Source organism: Kitasatospora sp. NPDC048365 (genome assembly GCF_043200835.1).
Lineage (GTDB): Bacteria > Actinomycetota > Actinomycetes > Streptomycetales > Streptomycetaceae > Kitasatospora > Kitasatospora terrestris.
This window is the reverse complement of sequence record NZ_JBICYJ010000017.1, coordinates 1-23,564: the sequence shown is the minus strand read 5'-3', so window position 1 is coordinate 23,564 and position 23,564 is coordinate 1. Positions and strand designations below refer to the sequence as shown.

General features: G+C 71.9%; 25 protein-coding genes. 12 read left to right on the top strand and 13 right to left on the bottom strand.

From position 1 onward, the window contains the following. Nucleotides 1-31: 31 nt before the first annotated feature. Nucleotides 32-796: a DUF4118 domain-containing protein gene (locus tag ACGFX4_RS18895; protein ID WP_393075384.1), complete on the top strand. Its 765-nt coding sequence runs from the start codon at nucleotides 32-34 to the stop codon at nucleotides 794-796. A gap of 66 nt (nucleotides 797-862) precedes the next feature. On the opposite strand, the gene ACGFX4_RS18890 is transcribed toward ACGFX4_RS18895, so the two are convergent. Beyond that, on the bottom strand, nucleotides 863-2,416 hold the full coding sequence (locus ACGFX4_RS18890; RefSeq protein ID WP_393075381.1) for a Na+/H+ antiporter: 1,554 nt from the start codon (nucleotides 2,414-2,416) through the stop codon (nucleotides 863-865). A gap of 347 nt (nucleotides 2,417-2,763) precedes the next feature. Then, nucleotides 2,764-4,218, bottom strand: coding sequence for an MFS transporter (locus ACGFX4_RS18885; RefSeq protein WP_393075378.1), 1,455 nt, complete (start codon nucleotides 4,216-4,218; stop codon nucleotides 2,764-2,766). 123 nt (nucleotides 4,219-4,341) lie between these two features. Between ACGFX4_RS18885 and ACGFX4_RS18880 the strand changes: the two genes are divergently transcribed. From ACGFX4_RS18880 to ACGFX4_RS18870, 3 genes are all read left to right on the top strand, one after another. Continuing rightward, nucleotides 4,342-4,803 carry a MarR family winged helix-turn-helix transcriptional regulator gene (locus ACGFX4_RS18880; RefSeq protein ID WP_393075375.1) on the top strand — a complete coding sequence of 154 codons (462 nt, stop codon included), beginning with the start codon at nucleotides 4,342-4,344 and terminating at the stop codon, nucleotides 4,801-4,803. A 165-nt stretch (nucleotides 4,804-4,968) separates the two neighbouring features. Then, nucleotides 4,969-6,126, top strand: coding sequence for a helix-turn-helix domain-containing protein (locus tag ACGFX4_RS18875; protein WP_393075372.1), 1,158 nt, complete (start codon nucleotides 4,969-4,971; stop codon nucleotides 6,124-6,126). Nucleotides 6,127-6,193: 67 nt separating this feature from the next. Next, nucleotides 6,194-6,610, top strand: a complete 417-nt coding sequence (locus tag ACGFX4_RS18870; RefSeq protein ID WP_393075369.1) for a hypothetical protein — start codon at nucleotides 6,194-6,196, stop codon at nucleotides 6,608-6,610. 465 nt (nucleotides 6,611-7,075) lie between these two features. Here the strand turns inward: ACGFX4_RS18870 and ACGFX4_RS18865 are convergent, their stop codons facing one another. Then, complete coding sequence (locus tag ACGFX4_RS18865) at nucleotides 7,076-7,507, bottom strand: arsenate reductase ArsC (RefSeq protein WP_393075366.1); 432 nt, start codon at nucleotides 7,505-7,507, stop codon at nucleotides 7,076-7,078. A gap of 72 nt (nucleotides 7,508-7,579) precedes the next feature. Here ACGFX4_RS18865 and ACGFX4_RS18860 point away from each other — a divergent pair, with 72 nt between their 5' ends. Beyond that, nucleotides 7,580-7,885, top strand: a complete 306-nt coding sequence (locus ACGFX4_RS18860; RefSeq protein WP_393075363.1) for an ArsR/SmtB family transcription factor — start codon at nucleotides 7,580-7,582, stop codon at nucleotides 7,883-7,885. Nucleotides 7,886-7,978: 93 nt separating this feature from the next. Beyond that, nucleotides 7,979-8,722, top strand: coding sequence for an aquaporin (locus tag ACGFX4_RS18855; RefSeq protein ID WP_393075688.1), 744 nt, complete (start codon nucleotides 7,979-7,981; stop codon nucleotides 8,720-8,722). Nucleotides 8,723-8,791: 69 nt separating this feature from the next. On the opposite strand, the gene ACGFX4_RS18850 is transcribed toward ACGFX4_RS18855, so the two are convergent. Both ACGFX4_RS18850 and ACGFX4_RS18845 read right to left on the bottom strand, forming a co-directional pair. Beyond that, complete coding sequence (locus tag ACGFX4_RS18850) at nucleotides 8,792-9,271, bottom strand: GNAT family N-acetyltransferase (protein WP_393075686.1); 480 nt, start codon at nucleotides 9,269-9,271, stop codon at nucleotides 8,792-8,794. Nucleotides 9,272-9,337: 66 nt separating this feature from the next. Beyond that, nucleotides 9,338-9,691, bottom strand: a complete 354-nt coding sequence (locus tag ACGFX4_RS18845; RefSeq protein WP_393075360.1) for a metalloregulator ArsR/SmtB family transcription factor — start codon at nucleotides 9,689-9,691, stop codon at nucleotides 9,338-9,340. 117 nt (nucleotides 9,692-9,808) lie between these two features. Between ACGFX4_RS18845 and ACGFX4_RS18840 the strand changes: the two genes are divergently transcribed. From ACGFX4_RS18840 to ACGFX4_RS18830, 3 genes are all read left to right on the top strand, one after another. Continuing rightward, on the top strand, nucleotides 9,809-11,185 hold the full coding sequence (locus ACGFX4_RS18840) for an NAD(P)-binding domain-containing protein (RefSeq protein WP_393075357.1): 1,377 nt from the start codon (nucleotides 9,809-9,811) through the stop codon (nucleotides 11,183-11,185). 691 nt (nucleotides 11,186-11,876) lie between these two features. Then, nucleotides 11,877-12,374 (top strand): hypothetical protein, encoded by a 498-nt coding sequence (locus ACGFX4_RS18835; RefSeq protein ID WP_393075355.1) that lies wholly within the window; start codon nucleotides 11,877-11,879, stop codon nucleotides 12,372-12,374. Nucleotides 12,375-12,628: 254 nt separating this feature from the next. Next, on the top strand, nucleotides 12,629-12,940 hold the full coding sequence (locus ACGFX4_RS18830; RefSeq protein WP_393075353.1) for a hypothetical protein: 312 nt from the start codon (nucleotides 12,629-12,631) through the stop codon (nucleotides 12,938-12,940). Nucleotides 12,941-13,066: 126 nt separating this feature from the next. Here ACGFX4_RS18830 and ACGFX4_RS18825 read toward each other — a convergent pair whose 3' ends face one another. From ACGFX4_RS18825 to ACGFX4_RS18805, 5 genes are all read right to left on the bottom strand, one after another. Continuing rightward, nucleotides 13,067-14,083, bottom strand: coding sequence for a hypothetical protein (locus ACGFX4_RS18825; protein WP_393075350.1), 1,017 nt, complete (start codon nucleotides 14,081-14,083; stop codon nucleotides 13,067-13,069). Between the two features lie 639 nt (nucleotides 14,084-14,722). Beyond that, nucleotides 14,723-15,148: a hypothetical protein gene (locus ACGFX4_RS18820; protein WP_393075347.1), complete on the bottom strand. Its 426-nt coding sequence runs from the start codon at nucleotides 15,146-15,148 to the stop codon at nucleotides 14,723-14,725. Between the two features lie 52 nt (nucleotides 15,149-15,200). Then, entirely contained in the window at nucleotides 15,201-15,602 is a 402-nt protein-coding gene (locus tag ACGFX4_RS18815; RefSeq protein WP_393075344.1) for a roadblock/LC7 domain-containing protein, read from the bottom strand. Nucleotides 15,603-15,677: 75 nt separating this feature from the next. Further along, nucleotides 15,678-16,346 (bottom strand): hypothetical protein, encoded by a 669-nt coding sequence (locus ACGFX4_RS18810; RefSeq protein ID WP_393075341.1) that lies wholly within the window; start codon nucleotides 16,344-16,346, stop codon nucleotides 15,678-15,680. A gap of 486 nt (nucleotides 16,347-16,832) precedes the next feature. Then, on the bottom strand, nucleotides 16,833-17,762 hold the full coding sequence (locus tag ACGFX4_RS18805; RefSeq protein WP_393075339.1) for an NADP-dependent oxidoreductase: 930 nt from the start codon (nucleotides 17,760-17,762) through the stop codon (nucleotides 16,833-16,835). Between the two features lie 88 nt (nucleotides 17,763-17,850). Here ACGFX4_RS18805 and ACGFX4_RS18800 point away from each other — a divergent pair, with 88 nt between their 5' ends. Continuing rightward, the gene (locus ACGFX4_RS18800; RefSeq protein WP_393075336.1) at nucleotides 17,851-18,798 is read left to right on the top strand and encodes an AraC family transcriptional regulator; all 948 of its coding nucleotides are present in this window, start codon (nucleotides 17,851-17,853) and stop codon (nucleotides 18,796-18,798) included. A gap of 126 nt (nucleotides 18,799-18,924) precedes the next feature. On the opposite strand, the gene ACGFX4_RS18795 is transcribed toward ACGFX4_RS18800, so the two are convergent. From ACGFX4_RS18795 to ACGFX4_RS18785, 3 genes are read right to left on the bottom strand one after another with little or no spacing between them, the layout of a single operon-like run. Next, nucleotides 18,925-19,281 carry a zinc ribbon domain-containing protein YjdM gene (locus tag ACGFX4_RS18795; protein ID WP_393075333.1) on the bottom strand — a complete coding sequence of 119 codons (357 nt, stop codon included), beginning with the start codon at nucleotides 19,279-19,281 and terminating at the stop codon, nucleotides 18,925-18,927. An 18-nt stretch (nucleotides 19,282-19,299) separates the two neighbouring features. After that, a complete protein-coding gene (locus ACGFX4_RS18790) occupies nucleotides 19,300-21,045 on the bottom strand; it encodes a SulP family inorganic anion transporter (RefSeq protein WP_393075330.1) in 1,746 nt (581 codons plus the stop codon). After that, the gene (locus ACGFX4_RS18785; protein ID WP_393075327.1) at nucleotides 21,042-21,389 is read right to left on the bottom strand and encodes an ArsR/SmtB family transcription factor; all 348 of its coding nucleotides are present in this window, start codon (nucleotides 21,387-21,389) and stop codon (nucleotides 21,042-21,044) included. Before ACGFX4_RS18785 ends, ACGFX4_RS18790 begins: the two co-directional genes overlap by 4 nt. A 357-nt stretch (nucleotides 21,390-21,746) precedes the next feature. Between ACGFX4_RS18785 and ACGFX4_RS18780 the strand changes: the two genes are divergently transcribed. Both ACGFX4_RS18780 and ACGFX4_RS18775 read left to right on the top strand, forming a co-directional pair. Next, a complete protein-coding gene (locus ACGFX4_RS18780; protein WP_393075684.1) occupies nucleotides 21,747-22,088 on the top strand; it encodes a hypothetical protein in 342 nt (113 codons plus the stop codon). Between the two features lie 289 nt (nucleotides 22,089-22,377). Next, nucleotides 22,378-23,463, top strand: a complete 1,086-nt coding sequence (locus ACGFX4_RS18775; protein ID WP_393075324.1) for a lytic polysaccharide monooxygenase — start codon at nucleotides 22,378-22,380, stop codon at nucleotides 23,461-23,463. Nucleotides 23,464-23,564 lie beyond the last annotated feature (101 nt).

Genomic DNA, 23,564 nt, shown 5'->3' with positions numbered 1-23,564 from the left:
GGCTGCTACACCGGACTGCAGGAGGTGCGTCATGCGCAGATACCTCGTCCACCTCGTCCCGTCGGGTCCGTTCTCCCTGCTCCTGGCCGCCGGCGCGCCGTTGGCCCTGAGCGCCGTCCTGCTGCCCTTCCGGGACAGTCCGGCCAACACCGACATCGCCCTGCTGCTCGTCGTGGTGGTGGTCGCGGCGGCCGCGTTCGGCCACCGGCTGGCCGGCGCCGTCGCGGCGGTGAGCGCCGCCGTCTGGTTCGACTTCTTCTTCACGCGGCCGTACCAGCAGTTCGCCATCGACAAGTCGTCCGACATCACCACCGCCGTACTGCTGCTTGCGGTGGGTCTGGCGGTCTCCCAGCTGGCGGCGCGGGCCCGCCGCTTCCGCGTGGTCGCGATCACCGACGCCGGCTACCTGGCCAGGATCCACGACACCGCCGTGCTGGCCCGTTCCGCCAACTCGGCGCTGACCGTGGTGGACCACGTCCGCGACGAGCTGGTCGACCTGCTCCAGCTGCGCGGCTGCCGTTTCGAGTACGGCTCGCTGCTCGGCCACCCGCCGAGCCTGCAGCACGACGGCACCGTCCGGACGGAGGGCCGCACCTGGGACGCCGACGTGCTCGGGCTGCCGGAGCGCGGCGTGGAGCTGCGGATGTTCGGCAACGGGAAGTACGTCGGCCGCTTCATGCTCGAACCCACGCCGGGCACCGTGCCCTCCCGGCAGGCACGGCTCGTCGCCGTCACCCTCGCCGACCACGCGGGCGCCGCGCTGGACAGCCTCACCCGACCGGTCAAGGCCGCCTGACCACCCCGCCCGACCACCCGCCGGAACACTCGTCGGAACACCCTGTGACCGCCCACCCCGGGTGGGTCACGGGGAGCCGAGGGCGGCGTCCTCCCGGTCCAGGTCGTGCTGCAGACGGCGGCGGGTGGTGTCGCTGATCCGGTGGCCGTCGTACAGGCGGTGCAGTTCGGCGCTCTGGACGGCGATCACCTCGTGGCGCAGCTGGCGGTAGGCGGCGTCCGCGGTGCTGCCGTCCGGGCCTTCCGGGCTGCGGTCGAGGCGGGCGAGCAGGGCGCGCCGGACCCGGTCGAGGGCGGTTTCGGGGGCGGCCTCGATGGCCGCCAGCTGCTCGACGTGGTCGAGGGCGGCGTGGTTGAGGGCGTCGCGGGCTTCGTCCTCCTCGCGCGCGGTGTGCTCGGGTTCGAGCGCCAGGCCGGAGCGGTTGACCACGGCGGCCAGGGTGAAGCCCTGGACGACCAGGGTGAACACCACCACCGCGGTGGTCAGCACCAGGACCAGCGGCCGCCCGGCGAGCTCGGCCCCGTCGTCCGCGACCAGCGGGATCGACAGCGCGGCGGCGAGGGGCATCACCCCGCGGGTGCCTGCCCAGGTCACCACTCCGGCGACCCGCCACGACAAGCCGCCGCGGCCCTGTCCCGGTCCGATCGCGCGGGTCAGCGGCAGCGTGGAGAGCACCCGCACGGCGATCAGCACGGCCGCCAGGGCGAGCGCCTGGAGCGGCCACCAGCCGGTGCCGGCCGGCAGGTCGCGGACCAGGGTCGGCAGCTCCAGGCCGACGATGCTGAACACGACGCTCTCCAGGAGGAACACCACCACCGCGTACACCGCGCCCACCTGCAGCCGGATGTGGGCGTCGGTCAGCCGGTGGCCGGACCGGCCGAGCAGCACGCCGGCGACCACCACCGCCGTGACGCCGGAGGTGTGGGCGGACTCCGCCAGCACGTACGCCGCGTACGGGGTGACCAGGGCGATCACCGTCTCCAGCACCGGGTCGGTGGTGCGGCGCCGGACCAGCCACACCAGGCCCGCGACGGCCGCGCCGACCAGGCTTCCACCGCCGCCGAGCAGCAGGAACTCCCCCGCCGCCACCGGTACGCTCACCGCCGCGCCGACGGCCACCGCGATGCCGACCGCCACCTTGAACAGCACCAGCGAGGTGGCGTCGTTGAACAGGCTCTCCGCCTGGACCAGGACCTGCACCCGCCCCGGCAGCGCCAGCCGCCGACCGAGCGCGGTGACGGCGACCGGGTCCGTACTCGCGAGCACCGCGCCCAGGACGAACGCCATCTCGGGCGACAGCCCGGTCAGGGCGACGGCGGCGTAGCCCACGGCGGCGGCGGACGCGAAGACCAGGCCGAAGGAGAGGATGGTCACCGGTCGCCACACCGTGCGCAGATCGCGCAGCGACAGCTCCTCGGCAGAGGCGTACAGCAGCGGGGGCAGGACCACCAGGGCGATGGCCTGGGGCGGGACGTGCAGCGCCGGAACGCCGGGTACCAGCGCCACCAGGATGCCGGCCAGGACCAGCAGGGACGGTGCGGGCACCCGCAGCCGGCGGGCGAAGGTGGCCACCGCGGTGGCCAGCACCACCAGGACGAGAACGATCCCGACTACGCGCATCGGCGGAAGAACCCCATCACGACGAGCGGGGGCGCCGCCGCCCGATCGCCGCGGTCGTCCCCCGAGCCGACCAGACTTCCCGGCACACCTGGTGCCAGCCTATCGGGGCGCCGGCTCGGGCGTCAGAGGCGGCAGAGGTCCGGCCGGCGTCAGGACTCCGTTCGGAACTGCGCCCCGGGAGTCAGGGAGCCGTCAAGAACGGGCTGTTCCCGCTGCGGAGCGGGTTCGCTCGGTCAGGGCCGCGCCGGAAGCCGTGACCGCCCCGCCCCGCCGCCGGCGGGGCCGCAGATGCCAACGAACGGGCCGTCCGCGCGGGGTACGGACGGCCCGTCAGGAGCGGCGGCGGGCTACTTGGCTCCCGCGCCCTCGACGACGGTCAGCGGGGCGCCGTCCTGCGGTTCCGCCTGCCCGGCGGCGGCCTTCGCACGGCGGATGCCGGGGATGGCGAGGGTGACCAGGGCGGCGGCCACGGCCGCGCCCGCGCCGATCATGAACGCGGTACGGAAGCCGCTCTCGGACGGCAGCGCGTGGCCGTGGAAGTCGACGGTCATGTGGGCCAGCACCACGCCGATGACGGCGGAGGAGCTGGAGGTGCCGATGGAGCGCATCAGGGTGTTCAGGCCGTTGGCGGCGGCGGTCTCGGCGACCGGAACGGCGCCCATGATCAGCGCGGGCATGGCCGCGTAGGCGAACGCGATGCCGCCGCTGATCAGGCAGGAGAAGACCAGGACACCCCAGGCGTGGCCCATCAGGCCGAGCGCGGCGAGGTAGCCGGCCGCGATGATCACCGCGCCGACCAGCAGCGAGACCTTGGGGCCCTTGGCCTTGGAGAGCTTGGCGGAGAACGGGGAGACCAGCATCATCACCAGGCCGGCGGGGGCCATCCACAGGCCGGCGGCGACCATCGACTGGCCGAGGCCGTAGCCGGTGGCGGTGGGCATCTGCAGCAGCTGCGGGGAGACCAGGCTCATCGCGTACATCGCGAAGCCGACCACCACGGAGGCCAGGTTGGTCATCAGCACCTGGCGGCGGGCGCTGGTGCGCAGGTCGACCAGCGGCTGCTCGGTGCGCAGCTCCCACCAGCCCCAGACCGGGAGCACGATCACGGCGGCGGCGAGCATCCCGAGGGTGCCGCTCGAACCCCAACCCCAGTCGCTGCCCTTGGAGATGGCGAGCAGCAGGGCGACCAGTCCGGCGGTGAGGCCGATGGCGCCGACGATGTCGAAGCGCCCGCCGGAGCGGACCGGGGACTCGGGGACGAGCGCCACGACGGCGGCGGCGACCAGCGCACCGAGCCCGGCGGAGATCCAGAAGAGCGCGTGCCAGCTGGCGTGCTGGGCGATGACGGCGGACAGCGGCAGGCCGAACGCGCCGCCGATGCCGAGCGAGGAGCTCATCAGCGCCATCGAGGAGCCGAGCTTCTGCGGGGGCAGTTCGTCGCGCATGATGCTGATGCCGAGCGGGATGACGCCCGCGCCGACGCCCTGCAGGGCCCGGCCGACCACCATCGGGGCGAGCGCGTCGCTGAAGCCGCAGATCAGCGAGCCGACGACCAGCAGGGTGAGGCTGACCAGCAGGATCCGGCGCTTGCCGTACATGTCGCCGAGCCGGCCGAGCACCGGGGTGGCGACGGCGCCGGCCAGCAGGGTGGCGGTGATCGCCCAGGACGCGTTGGCCGCCGAGGTGTGCAGCAGGTTGGGCAGGTCGGGGATCAGCGGGACGACCAGGGTCTGCATCAGCGAGACCACGATGCCCGCGCCGGCGAGCACTCCGACGACGGGGCCGGTGCGTGCCTGACTCATGGGGTTCTTCTCATCTCTCTAGCTCCATATGCATGATGCATATAATGTGTACCATACATATCAAGCCCCGACGAGATATGCTGCCGAACAAGTGACGCACGGGACGGCGGAGAACGGAGGAGCATGCGCCGCGACAAGGAACTCGCCCTGATCGAGCGGGAAATGATGCTGCTCAACCGCCACCAGGTGCTCGCCACCGCCCGCACCTCCAGCGGCCCCGACAGCCTGGAACGCAGCGCCTACACCCTGCTCAGCCGGATCGAGACCGAGGGCCCGCTCACCATCGGCCAACTCGCCGAGGCCTTCGGACTGGACACCTCCACCGTCAACCGGCAGACCGCCGCGATGCTCCGCTCCGGCCTGGTCGACCGGATCCCCGACCCGGACGGCGGAATGGCCCGCAAGCTGCAGATCACCGCCGAGGGGCTGCGCCGCCTGCACCAGGACCGCGACTGGTCGATCTCGGGCCTGTCCAGGGTCGTCACCGACTGGACGGCCGACGACCTGGCCGCGTTCGCCGAGATACTGGAGCGCTTCAACCGGGACATCGAGAAGATCCAGGGCCGCCCCTGGCCCCGCGCCTGACCCGCGTACGCCTGCTCTCCCGATCGATCGCCGGTCCCCACCGCCCAGACCTCCCCTGCGACAGACCGCCCCTCCCGCTCGGGGGCCCGGGTCTGACCGTGGTCCGCCGCGTGGACGAGACAACATGCCTCCGAAAGAGCGCTCCTGACGATTGATCACGGGACGATGGAGATCCGCACGGATGTGCGGCAAACCGGTGAGAGGCTGGATTGCTGCCACGTCGAGGAGTGGGGGGACCGCATGGGGGTGCTGACCGCGCCGGATGCCGCCGGGGAGGGTGGAGACCGGTTCGACTGGTTCTGCGAGACCGTGTCCAGCGCTGTGATGCCCGTCATGATCAGTACCCGCCACGCGGCCGGCTTCCGGGCGGGCATCACGGACCTGGATCTCGGCGTGGTGCGGTTGACTGCCCTGACCTGCTCACCGGTGCACTCGCGGCGCACCTTGACCCATGTCCGTCGTGGCGATCCCGAGCACCTGCAGCTGGCGCTCCTCACGCAAGGCGCTGTCAGGATCTCCCAGCGGGGCAACGAGTCGGTGGTCGCGGGGGGACTCGTGCTCACCGACACCTCACGGCCGAGTGAGGGCGCATGCACGGGCGGACAGGTCGAGTCGGTCGTCCTGCAGATTCCCCGCCAGGCCCTGGCACTGAGGTCGGACCGGGTGGACCGCCTCCTCGCACGGAGCCTGGCGGCAGACGTGGGGTCAGGGGCGATCCTCGCGGACTTCCTGAAGTCGCTGCTGGCACGCGGCCCCCACTGTCGCCCGGAGGAGCTGCGCGCAGTGGGGTCCGTCGCCCTCGACCTGGCCACCGCGTTTCTCGCGGGGCAGCTCGGTGACCCTGGTGAGGCGCCTGCCGAGGCCCGTGCGCAGGAGACGCTGCAGCGGATCCACCGCTTCATCGAGACCAACCTCGGCGACCCGGGCCTGACTCCGCAGATGATCGCCGACCGGCACAACCTGTCCCGGCGGAGTCTTTACGCCCTCTTCGCCGACCAGCCCCTGACCGTCGCGGCACACATCCGCCGAAGCCGGCTGGAGCGCGCCCGCACCGACCTCGCATCCCGGGAACCGAGCGGTCAGCCCGTTCAGACGATCGCGGCCCGCTGGGGCTTCTCCAGCGCTACCGGGTTCAGCCGGGCGTTCCGCGAAGCCTACGGAATCACCCCTACCGAACACCGTGCGCTCACCCCGGCCGCCCCACGGCACGCAGAGCACAGGAACTCCGCACGCCATGAACACCACCGCACGCTCCTCGCGTCTACATTCTCCGCTGGGACAGCGCCACAGCGTGAGTCGGGGAAGCCGGTCGCCCCGGCCTGAGCGGGGCACCGGCGGCTACTCATGGTGTGAGTACCGATGGGTGACAATTCACCAGGGGAGACATCGCATGGCTGGAAAGATCAGCAAGCTCGCGGCCGCGGCGGCTGCGGCGACGGCGCTCGTGACGCTCGCGGGGAGCCCGGCGAGCGCGGCCGACACGGCGCACAACACGCGGAGCGTGTTTCTGGACGGCGAACCGAGCGGGGCAAACGTCAGCGCGTGCACCACCAGGAGCATGTACCTGGCCAGCGGCACCTACACGTGGACGCAGATCTTCGGGGGCACCCGCACGCCCACCCGCGACCTCTACCTGGCCACGGGCACCTACACGTGGAGGGACTGCATCGTCCCCCACAACGGCCACTACGAGCAGACGTCCAGCCTGTCCAAGCCCGGTTCGGAGACGGCGTACCTCATCGACCCGAGCTTCCTCCAGCCGGCGGGCACGTACACCTTCGGCTCCCTGCTCGACCCGCACTTCTGATCGACCGCCAGGGCATTGCCCCGATCCGCGCGTGCACCGGTCACCGGCGATCTGACGCCGCATCCGGACAGCCTCGGGGCAACAACGCACTCGGACGTCGCCCGGTGTATGGCCAGAGGCACCAGCGGGTAGAACACAGGCAGGAAGAGGACCCGGCCGGCATTCCCCCCACGGAATACACGACCGGGCCCAGGTAAGGCACCCGGGCCGCCCCTGCGCTCCCCCCACGGAGCAGGCAGAGGCGGCCCGCTCGCTTGCGCACTCACCGACACGCACGGTACATGCCATCTCGACGGAGCGCTACCACGCCACCCGTCGATCGTCGGCAGTCGGGGCGGCACCGGCACGGCCACGGCCACCTCCACCAAGCCGCAGTGGTACACCACCTGCTCGATCAGCTGATATCGCACACCCACCGCGAGCAGGGCCACCACGACCCCGCCCACGTGGATGGTTCTGCGGGCTTCAGCTCTCCTGCGCGGCGGCGGCCTTGGCCTCGATCTCGCCGACGAGTCCCTCGATCAGGGTCTTGATCTCGTCGCGGATCAGGCGGACGGCCTCGACGCCCTGACCGGCCGGGTCCTCCAGCTTCCAGTCCAGGTACTTCTTGCCCGGAAAGTACGGGCACGCGTCGCCGCAGCCCATGGTGATGACGTAGTCGGAGGCCTGGACGGCCTCGGTGGTGAGGATCTTCGGCTTCCGGTCGGAGATGTCGATGCCGAGCTCGGCCATCGCGGCGACGGCGGACGGGTTGACCTGGTCGCCGGGCACGGAGCCGGCGGAGCGAACCTCGACGCGGTCGCCGGCGAGGTGGGTGAGGAAGCCCGCGGCCATCTGGGAGCGGCCGGCGTTGTGGATGCAGACGAACAGCACGGAGGCGAGCGGCACGGTGGTCATCGGGGGTTCCTTCGTCGTGCTCGGCGGGAGGGGCTCGCCAGGGAGCCTCGGCGGCCGGTAACGTATCACCCCATGGTGATGTCAGTCGACAGTGATGTGTTGAAGGTCTTGGCCGACCCGCTGCGGATGCAGATCGTCCGGCTCCTCGCCCGCGAGGCGCTGTGCACGACCCACCTGGTCGCGGAGACCGGGGCCCGGCAGACCAACCTGTCGAACCACCTCAAGACCCTGAAGGACGCCGGGCTCGTGGACACCGAGCCGTGCGGGCGCTTCACCTACTACTCCCTCAAGCCGGAGGCCCTGGAGGTCCTGGCCGGAGAACTCGCGGGGCTGGCCGCCACCGCCCGCGAGGCGGCGGGCCGCAAGCGCGCCTGCTGACCCAATACCCCAGCCCCCACCGGCGGCCTGCCCCGCCCTGTACGAGGAGTGTGCTTGAGCGCCACAGACGCGGCGAGATCCGAGACCGAGCCCGTGAACGACGGCGACCAGGTCGAAGTGCCGCCGGCGGTCGAGCCGCCCGCAGTGCCGCTGCTGAACCGGGTCGCGGCCGAGCTCGTCGGCACTGCGGCGCTGGTCGCGGTCGTGGTCGGCTCCGGGATCCAGGCCACCGAGCTGACGCAGGACGTCGGCCTGCAACTGCTGGCCAACTCGCTCGCCACCGTCTTCGGCCTCGGGGTGCTGATCCTGCTGCTCGGTCCGGTCTCCGGCGCGCACTTCAACCCGGTCGTGACGCTGGCCGAGTGGTGGTCCGGCCGCAAGAACCCCCAGGGCCTCGGGCCCCGCGAGGTCGCCGCGTACGTCCCGGCGCAGATCGCCGGCGCCGTCGCGGGCTCGATCCTCGCGGACGCGATGTTCGGCAAGGCGCTGGTGCAGTGGTCGACGCACGACCGCTCGGCCGGGCACCTGCTGCTCGGCGAGGTCGTCGCCACCGCCGGCCTGGTGCTGCTGGTCTTCGGCCTCGGCAGGAGCGGCCTGCTCAGGTTCGCGCCCGTCGCCGTCGCCTCCTACATCGGCGCCGCCTACTGGTTCACCTCCTCCACCTCCTTCGCCAACCCGGCCGTCACCATCGGCCGCGCGTTCACCGACACCTTCGCCGGCATCGCCCCCGCCTCGGTCCCCGGGTTCATCGGCGTGCAGGTGGTCGGCGGCGCGGTCGGCCTGGCCCTGGTCGCGCTGATCTTCACCCACCGGCGCGGCGGCACCGCGCAGCAGTAGGCGGCCCACCAACAGCGAGGAGGCCCCGCCCGGATTCGGGCGGGGCCTCCTGCATGCCGGGACCGCGGCTCAGTCGAGACCGGCGGCGGGGCTGCGGCGCTCGATCAGGACGGTGTCGCGCCAGACGCCGCGGTGGCGGGCGATGCGCTCGCGGGTGCCGATGACACGGAAGCCGGCGCGGTCGTGCAGGGCGAGGCTGGCGGTGTTCTCGGGGAAGACCGCGGACTGGATCGTCCAGATCCCGGCCGCCTCGGTGGAGGCGATCAGGGCGTCCAGCAGCAGGCGGGCGACGCCGCGGCCGCGGGCGTCGGGGTGGACGTAGACGGAGTGCTCGACCACGCCGGCGTAGGCGGGACGGGACGAGACCGCGCTCACCGCGGCCCAGCCGAGCACCGCGCCGTCGGGGCCGAGGGCGACGTGCCGGTGGTCGGGCAGGCGGGCGGCGTCGAAGGCCGCCCAGGCCGGCGCCTCGGTCTCGAAGGTCGCGTTGCCCTCCTCGATCCCGGCCCGGTAGATCGCGAGGACCTGGGCGGCATGCTCGGGCAGCATCGGGCCGAGCAGGGGAACGGCCACGGGCACCGGGGCTCCTTCGGGTCGGCGGTGTCGGGGTGCGGGTCAGCGGCCGAGGTCGAGCAGGGCGGCCATGCCGGCCACTACGGACGGCTCCACCCGGTAGTAGACCCAGGTGCCGCGCCGCTCGGAGCTGAGCAGCCCGGCTTCGCGGAGCTTCTTCAGGTGGTGGGAGACGGTGGGCTGGGAGACTCCGACGTCCTGGATGTCGCACACGCATGCCTCGCCGCCCTCGTGCGCGGCGACCTTGGAGAACAGCCGCAGCCGCACCGGGTCCGCGAGGGCCTTGAACATCGCCGCCATCCGCACCGCGTCCGCCTCGGACAGCTCGGCGGACGTCAGCGGCGGGCAGCACGCGGCCGTCTCCGGCTCCAGGACCGTCAACTCCAGATTCGACATCTGTCTATGTTGACATCCGTCGAACCAGGGTGGCAAGGTCGGAACCGCAACGACATCGACAACTGTCGAATCAGGCGGGTCGCCCGTACCGCCCACCGCGAAGGAGACACCACCGCCATGAGCTCCCGCACCGACCTTCCCGTCCTCGTCATCGGCGCTGGCCCGATCGGCCTGGCCGCCGCCGCCCACCTGATCGGGCGCGGGCTCGAGCCGCTGGTGATCGAGGCCGGACCCACCGCCGCCACCGCGGTGCGCTCCTGGTCCCACGTGCGGCTGTTCTCCCCCTGGGCCGAGGTCGTCGACCCCGCCGCCGAGAAGCTCCTCACCCCCACCGGCTGGACCCGCCCCGAGGGCACCGCGTACCCGTCCGGCGGCGACTGGGCCGAGCAGTACCTCCAACCGCTCGCCGACGCCCTCGGCGACAAGGTCCGCTACAACACCCGGGTCACCGGCGTCGCCCGCGCCGGACGCGACCGCATCGTCGACGCCGACCGCGACGAGCAGCCGTTCACCGTCCACGTCGAGCACACCGACGGCACCGAGGCGCGCCTCCTGGTCCGCGCCGTCGTCGACGCCTCCGGCACCTGGTCCACCCCCAACCCGCTCGGCGCCAACGGCCTGCCCGCGCTCGGCGAACGCGCCGCGAGCGGCCGCATCTCCTACCGCATCCCCGACCTCAAGGACCCCGCAGCCCGGCAGCAGCACGTCGGCAAGCGCACCGCCGTGGTCGGCACCGGCGCCTCCGCCTTCACCGCACTCGCCCACCTCGCGCAGCTCGCCGAGACCGAGCCAGGCACCCACGCCGTCTGGATCCTGCGCCGCGGCATCACCGGCTCCACCTACGGCGGCGGCGAGGCCGACCAGCTCCCCGCCCGCGGCGCCCTCGGCCTCGCCGCCAAGAAGGCCGTCGACGACGGCCACGCCACCGCCCTCACCGGATTCCGCACCGCCTCGGTCGAGCAGGTCGACGGCGGCCAGGTCGTGCTGGTCTCCGAGGACGGCCGCCGCAGCGAGCCCGTCGACCAGGTCGTCGTCCTCACCGGCCTGCGCCCCGACCTCTCCTTCCTCACCGAACTCCGCCTCGGCCTCGACGACCGCCTCCAGGCCCCGACCGAGCTCGCCCCGCTCATCGACCCCAACCAGCACTCCTGCGGCACCGTCTACCCGCACGGCGCGAACGAGCTCGCCCACCCGGAGAAGGACGTGTTCCTGGTCGGCATGAAGTCCTACGGCCGTGCCCCCACCTTCCTCGCCATGACCGGCTACGAGCAGGTCCGCTCCGTCGCCGCCCACCTCGCCGGCGACCTCGAAGCCGCCGCCCGCGTCGAACTCACCCTCCCCGAAACCGGCGTCTGCGGCGGCGCCGGCCTCTACGACCAGCCCGACACCACCCAGAACGGCGGCGGCTGCTGCTCGGCCCCAGCGGCACCCCCGCTCCTCACCCTCGGCGCCCCCGCCACGGGCGGATCCTGCTCCGCCGCCGGCGGCTGCTGATCCGACAAGCCGACAGGGCCCACGATCTGAACACCCGGTCGCGGGCCCTCGCCGTGCCGCAGTCCGGTCAATGACCGACCGTGCACAAGGCCCGTGCTTCAAGAACCCGGCCGAGCCCCACCTGCCAGAGCGCCGGTCCTGGCGCAAGTACAAGGTGCGCGTCTCCACCGAGGCCGTCACCGGCGCCGTCACCGGCCCATGTCCAGTTCTCGTACCCTGCTGCTCGGCCGCTACGACCGGGCCCGAGACCTGCCGCACGCCGGACACAGCGCCGCCCTCGTCCAGGCTGTCGCACAGGATCCGGGCCAGCGGCCGGCCCCGCCGAGGGGCCGCATCCGTCGCGGGGCTGAACGTTTCAGGCGGGCCTCACTCGACGCAGCGTGCTCCAGGGTGACCTGACGGCGATTCCGGCGAAGCGGCATCCAACGCGGGAAGCCCCAGCACCGGCATGTATTACGGACAGTCACTATCTGGAGCGCTTCATGGGGCTTGAATCCGGTGCGATCGGGCGTAGCGTGGACAGTCAGTAGCGGAGTCCGTGATGAGTGCCTGGGTGTGCGGCCGGTCCAGCACCGCCTCCGCCGTCGGGGCGATGGCGGCGTGGCGGGCGGGGGGCGGACCGGCCCGGGGGCCACCGCCGGGTGTGGTGGTTCGGCCCTTCGATCCCAACTCGCACGGACGGTGGTTTCTCATGCGTATACCCCGAATCCTTGCGGCATCCGTGGCGTTCTCCGGTGCGATCGTGCTGGGGATCGGGCCGGCGCTCGCGGACAGTCCGCACTTCATCAAGTCCTCGGCCTCCATCACGAGCAGCGGCGATCTGACCGTGAGCTTCAAGGAGGCCGGTCTCGGCAACAACCAGCTGATCCACTATGTGGCCAGTGCCGACGCGACAGCCGACTACGGCTGCGTCAACGGCGGCGGGAACCACCCGCAGGCCACGAACAAGGAGACCGTCAGCGGGCCGGTCACCGCGGAGGACACGTTCAGCTCCGGCCGGAACGGCACCATCTCCCAGTCCCTGACCCTGCACCCGCCGGGTCCGGGCAACTTCACCTGCCCGGGCGGCCAGACCCTGGTCCTGGCTGACGTCACCTACACCAACGCCAGCCTCACCGACACCACCAATGGCGTCGCGGCAAACATCCCCGGCACCTTCAGCAAGGTCTTCGTCACCTTCCGCAAGTAGCCCCGTTGTCCAGCCGTCAGGGCGAACACCTGCCTGACGGCCCCCGTCGCGGGACCGTCCGTCCCTGAGCGACGGACGGCCCGCGGCACCGCTGCGCGCCGCGCCAGGGGAGCGTCGGGGCGGCACGCAGCCGGCAGCAGGGTGAATGACGGCCCTTGCGGATGCGACACCCTCCGGTCGGCCACCTCGTGGCCGACACGCGATACCGGCCGGCCGTCTCGCGTGGACGTGCTGACGGCAGAGGAGGTCGGTGGATGGGTGAGTCGTTCTTCCACGCCGGTGGCATCTACCGGTACGGCGCGGACGGCGACGTGTTCGTCGTCGTGTACGTCGGGCGGGCGCCGGACGGCTTCGCACACCCCGATGACACCGGGGAGGCCGCCTTCGGCTGGCGCCGCAGCACCGCCCCGGACGGCGCCCCCGCGCCTCTCGGCGCCTACACCACGGCCGACTTCAGCAGCTGGCAGGAGATCGACGACGCCGAGCTCGCCGACGCTCTCGGCGACACACCGGTACCCGACCGCCCCGCCCGGGCCGCAATGCCGCGCAGGCAACGACCGTGCTGACGGCAGGGCGACCTGCGCGCACTCCCGGTGCAGGACGGGCCGAGAGTGCAGCCCGTTTGCGGTCACCGTGACGGCCCCCGCCCGCAGTGGCTGCGGGCGGGGGCCGCCGTGGTGGTACGGGTCGGGTCAGAGGGCCTTGCCGTTGACGTACAGCGTGGCGGGGCCGTTGGGGGTCCTGGCGCCGGCCTCGACGGTGCCGTAGGTGATCGCGCCCTCGGTGATCGCCCCGTCGGTGGTGGTGCCGGGGGTGATGCCGCCGTCGACCACGGCGCCGTCGGTGACGGGGCCGTCGGTGACCGCGCCGGGCGTGATGACGTTGCTGAGGGCCGTGATCTTGTCGGCGTTGGAGCTGCGGAGGCAGTCGTCCGGGTTCTCGCCCGGAGCGGCGTCCCACGCGCCCCAGGCGACGCTGGTCACAGGGGCGAACGTGTAGTCCCCGAACGCGTAGTCGCCGAAGGCGTAGTCACCGAACGACCAGGTCCCGAAGGCGTAGTCGCCGAAGGACCAGTCGCCGAAGGCCGGGGCGCTCCAGTCGGCGGTGCCGGTCTCGTACGTCGGCTCGCCCTTCCAGCCCTTGAGGATGAACCCGGTGTACTGGTTGGCCTTGCGGGCGTCGACGTCGATGTCGTAGCCGAGCGTGCCGGTGACGGTCCCGGCGCGGCTGCCGGTCCGGGTGCCGTTGCGGTAGGCGTCGCGGCTGCCGTCACGGGTACCGGTCCGGGAGCCCGTCCGGGAGCCGTTGCGCTCGCCGTCGCGCACCCCGTCGCGGTGGAACTTCTTGGTGCCGCTGCCGTTGGTGAAGGTACAGGTCAGGTCCTGCGAGACGACCTGGGTCGCCGCCTGGGTGGCGGCCTGCGTCGCGGACTGGGTGCCGGGCTGGGTGCCCGCCTGCGTCCCGGCCTGGGTGGCGGCCTGCGACAGCGACTGGATCGTCGGCTGCTTGGCCGTGAAGGCGAGGCTCTTGCTGTCGACGGCCTTCTGCAGGGCCGCGTTGTTGTAGCCGAGGGCCGTCTGGACGTCGCCCTTGCCGACGAAGCCGGCACCGGTCGCCGCGTCGAAGCTGACCGACGCCGAGGCGGGGGTGGCCCCGAGGGCGATCGCCACCACGGAGACGGCGGCGCCGCCGGCAAGCTTGCTGCACATGTGCATGTAATCGAATCTTTCGTCGTGTCGAAATTCGAACACAATGGCCGGCCTCGAGGCGCCATCGCGCCCCTCCCCCGAGTTCCCGGCCAACGGCCGCGGCAGGACCCGCGCCGCGAGAACAATTTGTCCGGAGCGCACCGCCCAAGTGCAGCGCAAACCAGCTTTCGTGACCATCTCATGGCGGAGCGTCAGCTCATTTGGGGAGTATTTCTGAATCCCCTGACACAGGGGACGCATCAGCCATAGGCCGGCGCACTCTGACGCCCGATCCTGGAATCAAGATTCGGCGCCCCGCTCAATTATTGCCGCGTACATGGGGAATTCCTCTGGGCGGCCCGACCCCCTTCGTGGACAAGCTCGCCGGCCACGAGATCGCCGTCGCCGAGGGCCCGCCCGCCGAGGCCACCGACGTCGTCGACCTCATGGACGTACTGAAGCGCAGCCCGGAGGGTGAAGGAAGACAGTTCCGCCAGAGCCTGTCGACGGACGGCTTCAGGGACCGCACTCGACACCGACGACCTCCGTGGCCGCTGTGCGACTCGACATCACACGGTGCGGAACGGAGGTCGTCGCCACGTCCCGAAGATGCCGGGAATCCGGCGGGTGGCTGCATCCCTTCCGCAGGTGGCCGCGCGGCTAGATACCGCCGTGCTGCTTCAGGGCGCGCCTGCTCTGGGCGAACAGCATGCCGACATTGACGCTCTTGCGGCAGACCACGACGGCGACGACGTCTTCCTCGCCCTCCATCCGCAGGAACAGGTGGGTCAGGTTGTCGCTGTTGACGAGGATCTCCTGGAAGTAGTGCCGGTCCGACACCACACCGCGGCGTTCCTTGAAGACACCCTCGATCATCGCGACGTTCCGGCCCTGGAACAGGTCGAGGGTGGCGGCCGCGAGCAGGTCGAGCACCTCCGACGGGTGCGAGTCCACGGTCTCCACGGCCAGCAGCATGCCGGTGGCCATGTCGATGACACCCGCCGCCAGGCACTCGGGTACGTCCGCCCGGAGGATCTTGACGAGTGCCGACACGCGGTCGGACATGCTGGTTCCCTGCGTGCTCATTGTGCTCCTCGTGTCGGGCCCGGACGGGTGCCGTCCGGGCCGCCGGTGTTGGTCAGGCGTGTGTGGTCGGCGTGCCGTCGGCGGTCAGCAGGTGGTCGATCCGCTGTACGGCCTGCTCGCACTCGTGGTCCAACTGCGCCAGGTCCACGTCCGCGCGGCCCAGCAGTGTCAGCACGCCCATGTCGCCGACCGGGTGCACCACGATGTAGCCGCCGTCGCTGTAGCGTGCGGCGCTCCAGCGCAGTTGGTCCCTCCCGGTCGCGGCTCCCGCCCGGGCGGCCAGACCGAGGGCCGCGGCCGAGAGGGCGGCCAGGCACTCCCCGTCGACTCCGTCGCCGGTGTCTGCGGCGACGAGCAGGCCGTCCACCGCCGAGACCACCACGCCGGTGACACCGGCGACCCGGTCGCGCAACTCCCCCATCCGGGCGATCAGTTCGCTGCTCTTCTTGCTCACAATTCTCCTGTCGATCAACGAACCGCCCACGACGACGTCGGCCGGCGGCCAGAGAAGAGCAGGACCGTGACGGCGTCACTGTGCCCAGTCGGCCGGCCCGGTGCGGCGGGCGGAGACAGGCCGCAGCGGAAGGACGTCGTTGATCCTGCTGGCACCGCGCCGGCGCAGCGGAAGCCGGCCCAGCGCCCTGTCGGGCGGGGGCCAGTCCGCCGGCGCGCTGTCGCCCGGGCTCGGTGCGAGGACCTCGATCAGCCCCTCGCCGGCCATCCGGGAGAGCTCCGTGGTCACGGCGAACAGGCCGCGCCCGAGCAGGACGGCGATGTCGCGGGCCGTGTGCCGGCCGTCGGCGTGGCGCAGGAGATCAGCCCTGGCGTCCGACAGCTCCGTGTCCCGGGCGGCGGGTGTGGAGCGCACCCGGTCGGTGATCGGCGACAGCGGATTCCGCAGCGACGCAAGGGCGGCCAGGCGCCGCCCGGTCTCCCCCAGCAGCCAGTCGCGGTCGATCCCCTGCGGGGCGGACAGCTCGGGCGGCTCGCCGTCCACGGTCTGGGTACTGCCGTCGATCCGGCCCACAGCCATGGCGAAGGCCGCATCCGCGGCGGACATCATGCACACCACCTGGAGTTCGTTCGGGCCCACCAGAGAGCGGGAGAGCAGAACCGGGCCGAGCCCGCCCTCGGCGGCCGCATCGCGCCGACACGACGCCCAGTCGTTCTTGCCCACCCGGCCGGAAGTCAGCAGCATCGAGGCGGCATCCGGCGAACCCGGCGAGGACACGGCCGTGACGGCCCCACACGCCAGGTGGACGACTCCACCCGGATCACCCGCGACAGCCACGGTGCAGGACCGGGTCTCCCCCGAAATGAGGGTCAACGCCCTGACAAGCCCACCCACCCCGCCGTCCGACACGACTGCCGGCAGCCGAGAACGTCCCACAGGCCCCTCACCCGCCACCAGTACACCCTCCCAGGCGCGATGTCCTCGAAACGACCTGACGCGAGTCCGTACGGCGCATCAGCGCACCACAGGGACCGGAGACGCCAATGATTTACGCGCCACCCAGGACCGCTTTCCAAATTCAGGAAATCGCAATATCGGCCCAGCAGTCAAGTCAATCGCACAGTCGGCCAATTCGGGCAGATTCTTCCATTGTCGAAAATGATCTGACCAATATGATCGCAATGGAGATCGCCGGCCCGCCGAGGTCGGTTGTGGGTTCGGCCGTCGGCCTCAGGGGATGATGACGACCTTGCCGCGGATGCGGCCGGCTTCACTGAGGCGGTGGACGTCCGCGAGGTCGGCCAAGGGGTATGAGGCGCTGATGTCGAGAGTGATCTCACCCGCGTCGATGAGGTCCACGAGCGCCGCCAGATGCGCCACATCGTTGCGGGCGACCATGTGCATCGCCCTCACCCCGGCGTCGGCGAGCGGTTCGACGGGGGTTGCGATCGAGACGATCTGCCCGCCCGGCCGCACCGCCGATGCCAGAGCGGCGGCATCGTGCGGGTCCAGCGGAACGAGGTTGAGCAGGGTGTCCACCGGGCCGTCGAGCGCGGCGGCGACCGGCCCGGCGGCGTAGTCGATCACGTGGTCCGCCCCTTGTCGCCGCACTGCCTGGTCGCTGCGTGCGCCGGCCGTGGCGATCACCTCGGCTCCGGCGTACTTGGCGAGCTGTGTGACGAAGCCGCCGACCCCGCCGCCCGCACCGTTGACCAGCACTCGCTGGCCGGCCGTCACCTTCCCGTGCTCGAACACCGCCTGCCAGGCTGTCAGGCCGGCCACGGGGAGGGCCGCGGCGTGCGCGAGAGGAACGGACGTCGGCGCTGCCACCAGCAGCGCACCCGGTGCCCGAACGTATTCGGCGGCCGCGCCGGCATCCTCCAGCCGCCCGACGACTCGATCGCCGACGGCGAACCCCTCGGTCCCCGGGCCGACCTCGGCAACTGTGCCGGCGACATCCCAGCCCAGCGTGTAGGGGAGATCCACGGGCAGGAACGCCTGCAGCAGCCCGGCGCGCAACGCGGCCTCGGTGGGATTGAACGAAGTCGCCGCGACGCGGACGAGCACTTCCCCGGAGCCGGGTCGGGGCCGCGGAGCATCCTCGTAGCTGATCACGGACGCGTCGCCGAACGCGTGGATTCGCGAGGCCTTCATCTTCATGCCGTGAAACCTACGGCCGCCCGCGGAGACGATCCATGCGCCAGGGTGCCCTGTTCATGCGCGTTCGTCTCGCGCATACGCTCGCCCCATGGATGTGCTCAGCGATGTGATCACGGTGGCACGGACCGGCAGGCCGCGGTCGGCGTACGTGCGGTGGCACGCCCCGTGGAGGCAGCAGTTCGCGACCGTACCGGGCTCGGCAGGCTTCCAGGTGATCCTGGAGGGCCGCTCCTGGCTCCTGTCGCCGCACGCGGCGCCGGTCGAACTGGGTGCGGGCGATGTGCTGTTCCTGCCGCACGGCACCGGGCACACCCTGGCCGACAGTCCCTCAACCGCGGTCGCATCCCCTGCCTGCACCCCCGCCTGCACCCCTGGCGACCCCGAGCTGCCCGGGCCCTACACCTCGGACAGCGTCGACCTGCTCGGCCAGGGCGGTCCGGCCACCGTGGTGCTCTGCGGCGCCTACCAGCTCGACCCGTCCCGAACCCACCCCCTGCTGCTGACCTTGCCCGACCTCATCCACCTTCCCGCAGAGCCGGGTCGCCACCCCGAGCTGCACGCGGCGGTGCAGCTCCTGGCTTCCGAGGTGGGCAATCCGCGCCTGGGCACCGCCGCCACCGTCCCCGCGATCCTGGACACGCTCCTGATGTACATCCTGCGCATCTGGTTTGCCGAACAGCCCACCCACGGCAGCGTCACCGGCTGGGCCGCGGCACTCAACGACCCGGCGGTCACCGCCGCCCTCCACGCCGTCCACCGCGACCCGGCAGCCCCCTGGACCGTGGCGGAACTCGCCGCAGAAGCGGGCCTCTCCCGGGCAACGTTCGCGAGGCGCTTCACCTTGATGATCGGTCAACCGCCCCTCGGCTACCTGACCTGGTGGCGGATGACCACGGCAGCCCGCCTACTGCGGGCGACGGAAGCGCCCTTGAGATCCATCGCCGCCCAGGTCGGATACACCTCCGAGTTCGCCTTCGCCAACGCATTCAAGCGCGCGCACGGGCTGGCCCCCGGCGCATACCGGCGGATGAGCTGAATCGGCTGCAAGGACCATGAGCCCGTTCACCTGCACGCGGCCGGGCACAGGCTTCCGACGCGGACCGGTGCGGCCGGCAGGCCCCGGGGGGCCGCCGGATCGCGTCCTGGAGAAGGCCGGCCGGGGTCAGGCCTTCTTGACCACGCTCGACTTGAGCTGCATGGGTCCGAATCCGTCGATCTTGCAGTCGATGTCGTGGCCGTCGACGCCGTCGACGAGGCGGATGTTGCGGACCTTGGTGCCGGCCTTGATTCCCGAGGCGCTGCCCTTGACCTTGAGTGCCTTGACGACGGTCACGGTGTCGCCGTCGCTGAGGACATTGCCGACCGCGTCCTTGATCACTCGTTCACCCGTCGCGCCGGTGTCGGCCGCTTCTTCGGCGGGCGCCCATTCATGGCCGCACTCGGGGCAGATCATGAGGGTGTCCATCTCGTAGGTGTACTCGCTGGAACACTTCGGGCAGGCAGGGAGATTGTCGGTCATACCGTCACAATATCCGAGTCACGCCACGTCCCCTGCTGCCGCGTTCGGCCGGCCCGCACGGTGCAGGTGCTGCCGGGCACGGGCGATCGCGTCGGGGGTGGCGGCGAACACGCGGTGCTCGGTGTGGAGGGTGTCGAGGACGCCGAGGGCGTCCAGCGTCTTGAGGTGGTCCTCCTGCACGCCGGAGACCAGGACGAGGATGCCCCGTCGTTCCAGTTCGGTGATGGCGTCGCCGAGGACCAGGGCGCCGGTGGCGTCGATCGCGCTGATCCGGGACAGGCGCAGGATGACGGCTTTGACGTCGGTGGTCTCGGCGAGTTCCAGCAGGAAGCGGTGGGCGCCGGCGAAGAAGACGGGCCCGTCGATGCGGTAGGCGACGATGTGCTCGGCGAGCAGCGCCTGCTCCTCGGCGTGGTGGTCGGCCGGGGGGAGTCCCTCGTGCAGGGGCACCCTGGTCAGCGCGGCGGAGCGGGCGACCTGGCGCAGGGCCAGGGCGCCGGCGACCAGGAGGCCGACGACGACGGCGGTGACCAGGTCGAAGGCGAGCGTCGCTCCGGCGGTCAGGACCAGGACCGCGGCCTCGCCGCGGCCGCTGCGGGCCAGGGCCCGCAGCGAGGCGACCTCGACCATGCGCACCGCGGTGGCGATCAGTACACCGGCGAGAGCGGCGAGCGGAATGCCGGACACGAGCGGGGCCGCGGCGAACACGACCAGGGCCAGCGCGGCGGCATGGACGAGTGCGGCGAGCCGGGAGGCGGCTCCCGAGCGGACGTTGACGGCGGTGCGGGCGATGGCGCCGGTCGCGGCGACGCCTCCGAACAGCGGGGCGAGGAGGTTCGCGACGCCCTGGCCGAACAGTTCGCGGTCGCTGTCGTGCCGCTCCGAGACGCTCATCGCATCTGCGGCCGTGGCCGACATCAGCGACTCGAGCGCCGCCAGGGCCGCCACCGCCAGCGCGGCACTCGCCAGCTGCGGGATCTCGCCGATGTGCAGGAAGGCGAGCGAGGGCGCGGGCAACCCCGCGGGCAGGTGCCCGATCGTGGCCACGTCCAGGCCGGCCAGACCGGCGACGACGGTGGCGGCGACCACCGCCAGGAGCGAGAACGGGATGCCCGGGCGCAGCCGGGCGCCGATCAGCATCACCGCCGCCACGCCGGCCGCGAGGGCGGCACTCGCCAGGTGTGGTCCGGTGGCGAAGGCGGCGACGGCGTCCCAGGCGCCGATCACGACGTTCTCCGCCCCGGAGGGCCGCACTCCGAGAGCGGCGGGCACCTGCTGGAGGCCGATCACTCCGGCGATGCCGAGGGTGAAACCTTCCACCACCGGCGCCGGTACGTAGGCCATGAACCGGCCGGCCCCGCCGAGCGCGGCGGCGACCAGCAGGACGCCCGCGAGCAGTCCGACCGTCAGAACGCCCGCGCTGCCGTACCGGTGGACGATCGGGACCAGGACGACGGTCATCGCACCGGTCGGACCGCTCACCTGGAGGTTGGAGCCGCCGAAGAACGCCGCCAGCGCGCCCGCCACCACCGCGGTCGCCAGTCCGGCCTGGGCCCCCGCTCCGGAGGCCACGCCGAAGCCGAGGGCCAGCGGCAGCGCGACGATCGCCACCGTCAGCCCGGCCAGCATGTCCTTGCGCGGCGAGCGGGCCATCGTCGCCAGGACGTCCCGGGTCGGCAGCACCGCCCGCAGCCGCGCACCCGTTCGCCGGACGAGAACCGCAAGGACGGAGCTGGCCGTGAGGTCCGCGGAAGTCCCGCTCATGCCCGGTGCGCCTGGTGGTCGGGCTCGCGCAGCTCGGCGAGCAGCGCCTCCTGGTCGGTGATCATCTCGGTGAGGATCCGGCGGGCGGCGCGCAGCAGGTCCACCACGTCCGGCGTGCTCAGCGCGTACACGACGGTGTTGCCCTCCCGAGTCGCCGTCACCAGCTGGGCCCGGCGCAGCACGCCGAGTTGCTGGGAGAGGTTGGAGGGCTCGACATCGATGGCGGCCAGCAGCTCGCGCACCGGGCACGGCCCGTCCTGGAGCAGCTCCAGGACCCGGATCCGGACCGGGTGACCCAGTGTGCGGAAGAACTCCGCCTTTGCCTGGTAGAGCGGGACCGCCATCACTCAGTCCTCTTCCTCTTCGTCCACCGAGTGCGTGAGCGCGATGCCGTGGCGGGCGCCACTCCCGCACCGGCACCTCCCGACGACCGGCCGAACCGGACCGCCTGATTCACAGATAAAGCATCTCTGAATGTGAAGAATTCTTCAACTCGCGATCATTGCAAGTCGACGCCGGGCCGGAACCGTTCAATCACGGCCTGTACCGATCGGCAGGACACGTCACATCGCCGCGATCCGTAGCCTCACGAACACGATCGGTCGACCGCCACCACGGCAGCGGGCCGGCATCCACGTGCACCGACCAACAGCAGGGAGCAGCGAACCGTGAACGAAGTCGACCAGGCACTCAAGGACGTGATGGCCATCGACGGCGCGCTCGGCGTGGCGCTCGTCGACCTCGAGAGCGGCATGGCCCTGGGCACCCGCACGACGCTCTCCACCCTCGACCCGGCCCTCGCCGCCGCAGGCCACACCGACATCGTCCGCGCCACCCAGCAAGCCCTTGCCGCCACCGGCCTCGACACCGAGACGATCGAGGACATCCTCACCACCCTCACCGCCCAGTACCACCTCATCCGACCGCTCCGCCGGAGCAACGGCGGCCGCCTGTTCCTCTCCCTCGTCCTCGACCGCGCCCGGGCCAACCTCGCCATGGCCCGCCACCACCTGCACCTCGTCGAAGCCGGCCTCGACGTGTAGGAGACGCGCCGGCCACGAAGCACCGCGGCCGCCACCGGCGAACCGAAAGCGCACCGCGGCCGCCCTCGGCAACTCCCGGCCCTCCTTCACCCGCGGTGCCGCCCCGCGCAGCCCCCGCCGCTTCCGGGTCCTCGCATTGAGCGCGGGAGTGAATGCGGGGCCCACCAGGGTCGGAGACGGCAGCAGGAGGTTTCCCCCGGCCGACAGGAAGGGGATCTGTTCGGGGGCGAACAGATCGCCGTCCCGCCACCACCACCCACGGTGAGCGGGCCCGAGGACAGGAGCACCGATGAGCACGATCTTCCCGCCTGCCGAGTTGAAGGCGGCGCCGACGTACCGGCAGGACGGCAACGAAAGGATCGTCGGCATCTCGCTGGAGTGGACCGTCGGCGAGAACGACGGGTCCGGGCAGCCGGGTGACTGGGAGGACGGCAGCAAGGGCGGACGGTACCCGCGCCAGTACGAGGTCCAGGTCGACGACGGCCGGATCGAGCAGACCGTCGTCATCGGCTTCAACAAGCTTCCGAGCTGGGGCTCGTACTGGAACCTGGCCCGCACCCACTGGATGAGCCTCGGTACGCAGGCCGCCGGCCGCCACACGGTCCGCGTCCGGGCGAAGCTGGACGGCGGGTGGAGCGAGTGGACCGCCGGCGCCGAGGTCGACCTCGATGCCGCGACCGCCTACCGCAACCCGTACTCCGAGAGCGGCTCCCCGGCCCGCACCGAGGAGGCGGACCCGCGGCACGGCACCGCCTACCGTCCCCGGTCGCGCACCTACCGCGCGCTGGTCGTCAGGGAGGACGACCCGGTCTGCAAGGCCGCCTACGACCAGGTCGACAACCCCGGCGAATGGCGCGGCGTGGTCCCGAACGTGACGGACGATAACAGGGCCTGGAACAGCGAGGACCGGTACCTCGAATACCGCAAGTACTTCGCCCCCGACGCACCCGTCATCCCCTCGGCCGGCCGCGACTCCTTCCGTGGCCTGGCACTGCGGCCCAGCCAGGTCGGCGGCGCCGACTGGCCGGTGGACCACCTCGACACCTCCGGCGGGGAGCTGACCCTCACCTACGGCTACACCGCCCCGCACACCGGCTGGACCTGGTCCCACCAGTGGTTCGTCACCCGCGACGGCTGGCAGCCCGAGGACGGCGTCAGCTGGGACGCCCTGGACCCGGTGCCATTCCTCGTCGACCTCTACGGCGGCGACGGCGTCCCGACCGAAGACCCGTTCGTGGAGTTCGAGACCCGCGTCGTCCACGCCGTCCCGCGCAAGTCCGGCCGTCACGCCCTGGTCAACATCTGGGGCGGCCACGGCGGCACCGGCGGCTGGGGCGAGTACTTCGTCTCCGTCTGCGACGTCCACTTCGACTGAGCCGCAGCCCGGGCCGGGAGGCCGCGCCCCCGGGGCCCCCCCCCCCCCCGGGGGGCGCGCCCCCCGCGCCCCCCCCCCCGCCCCCGGGGTCGGGCCCGGGG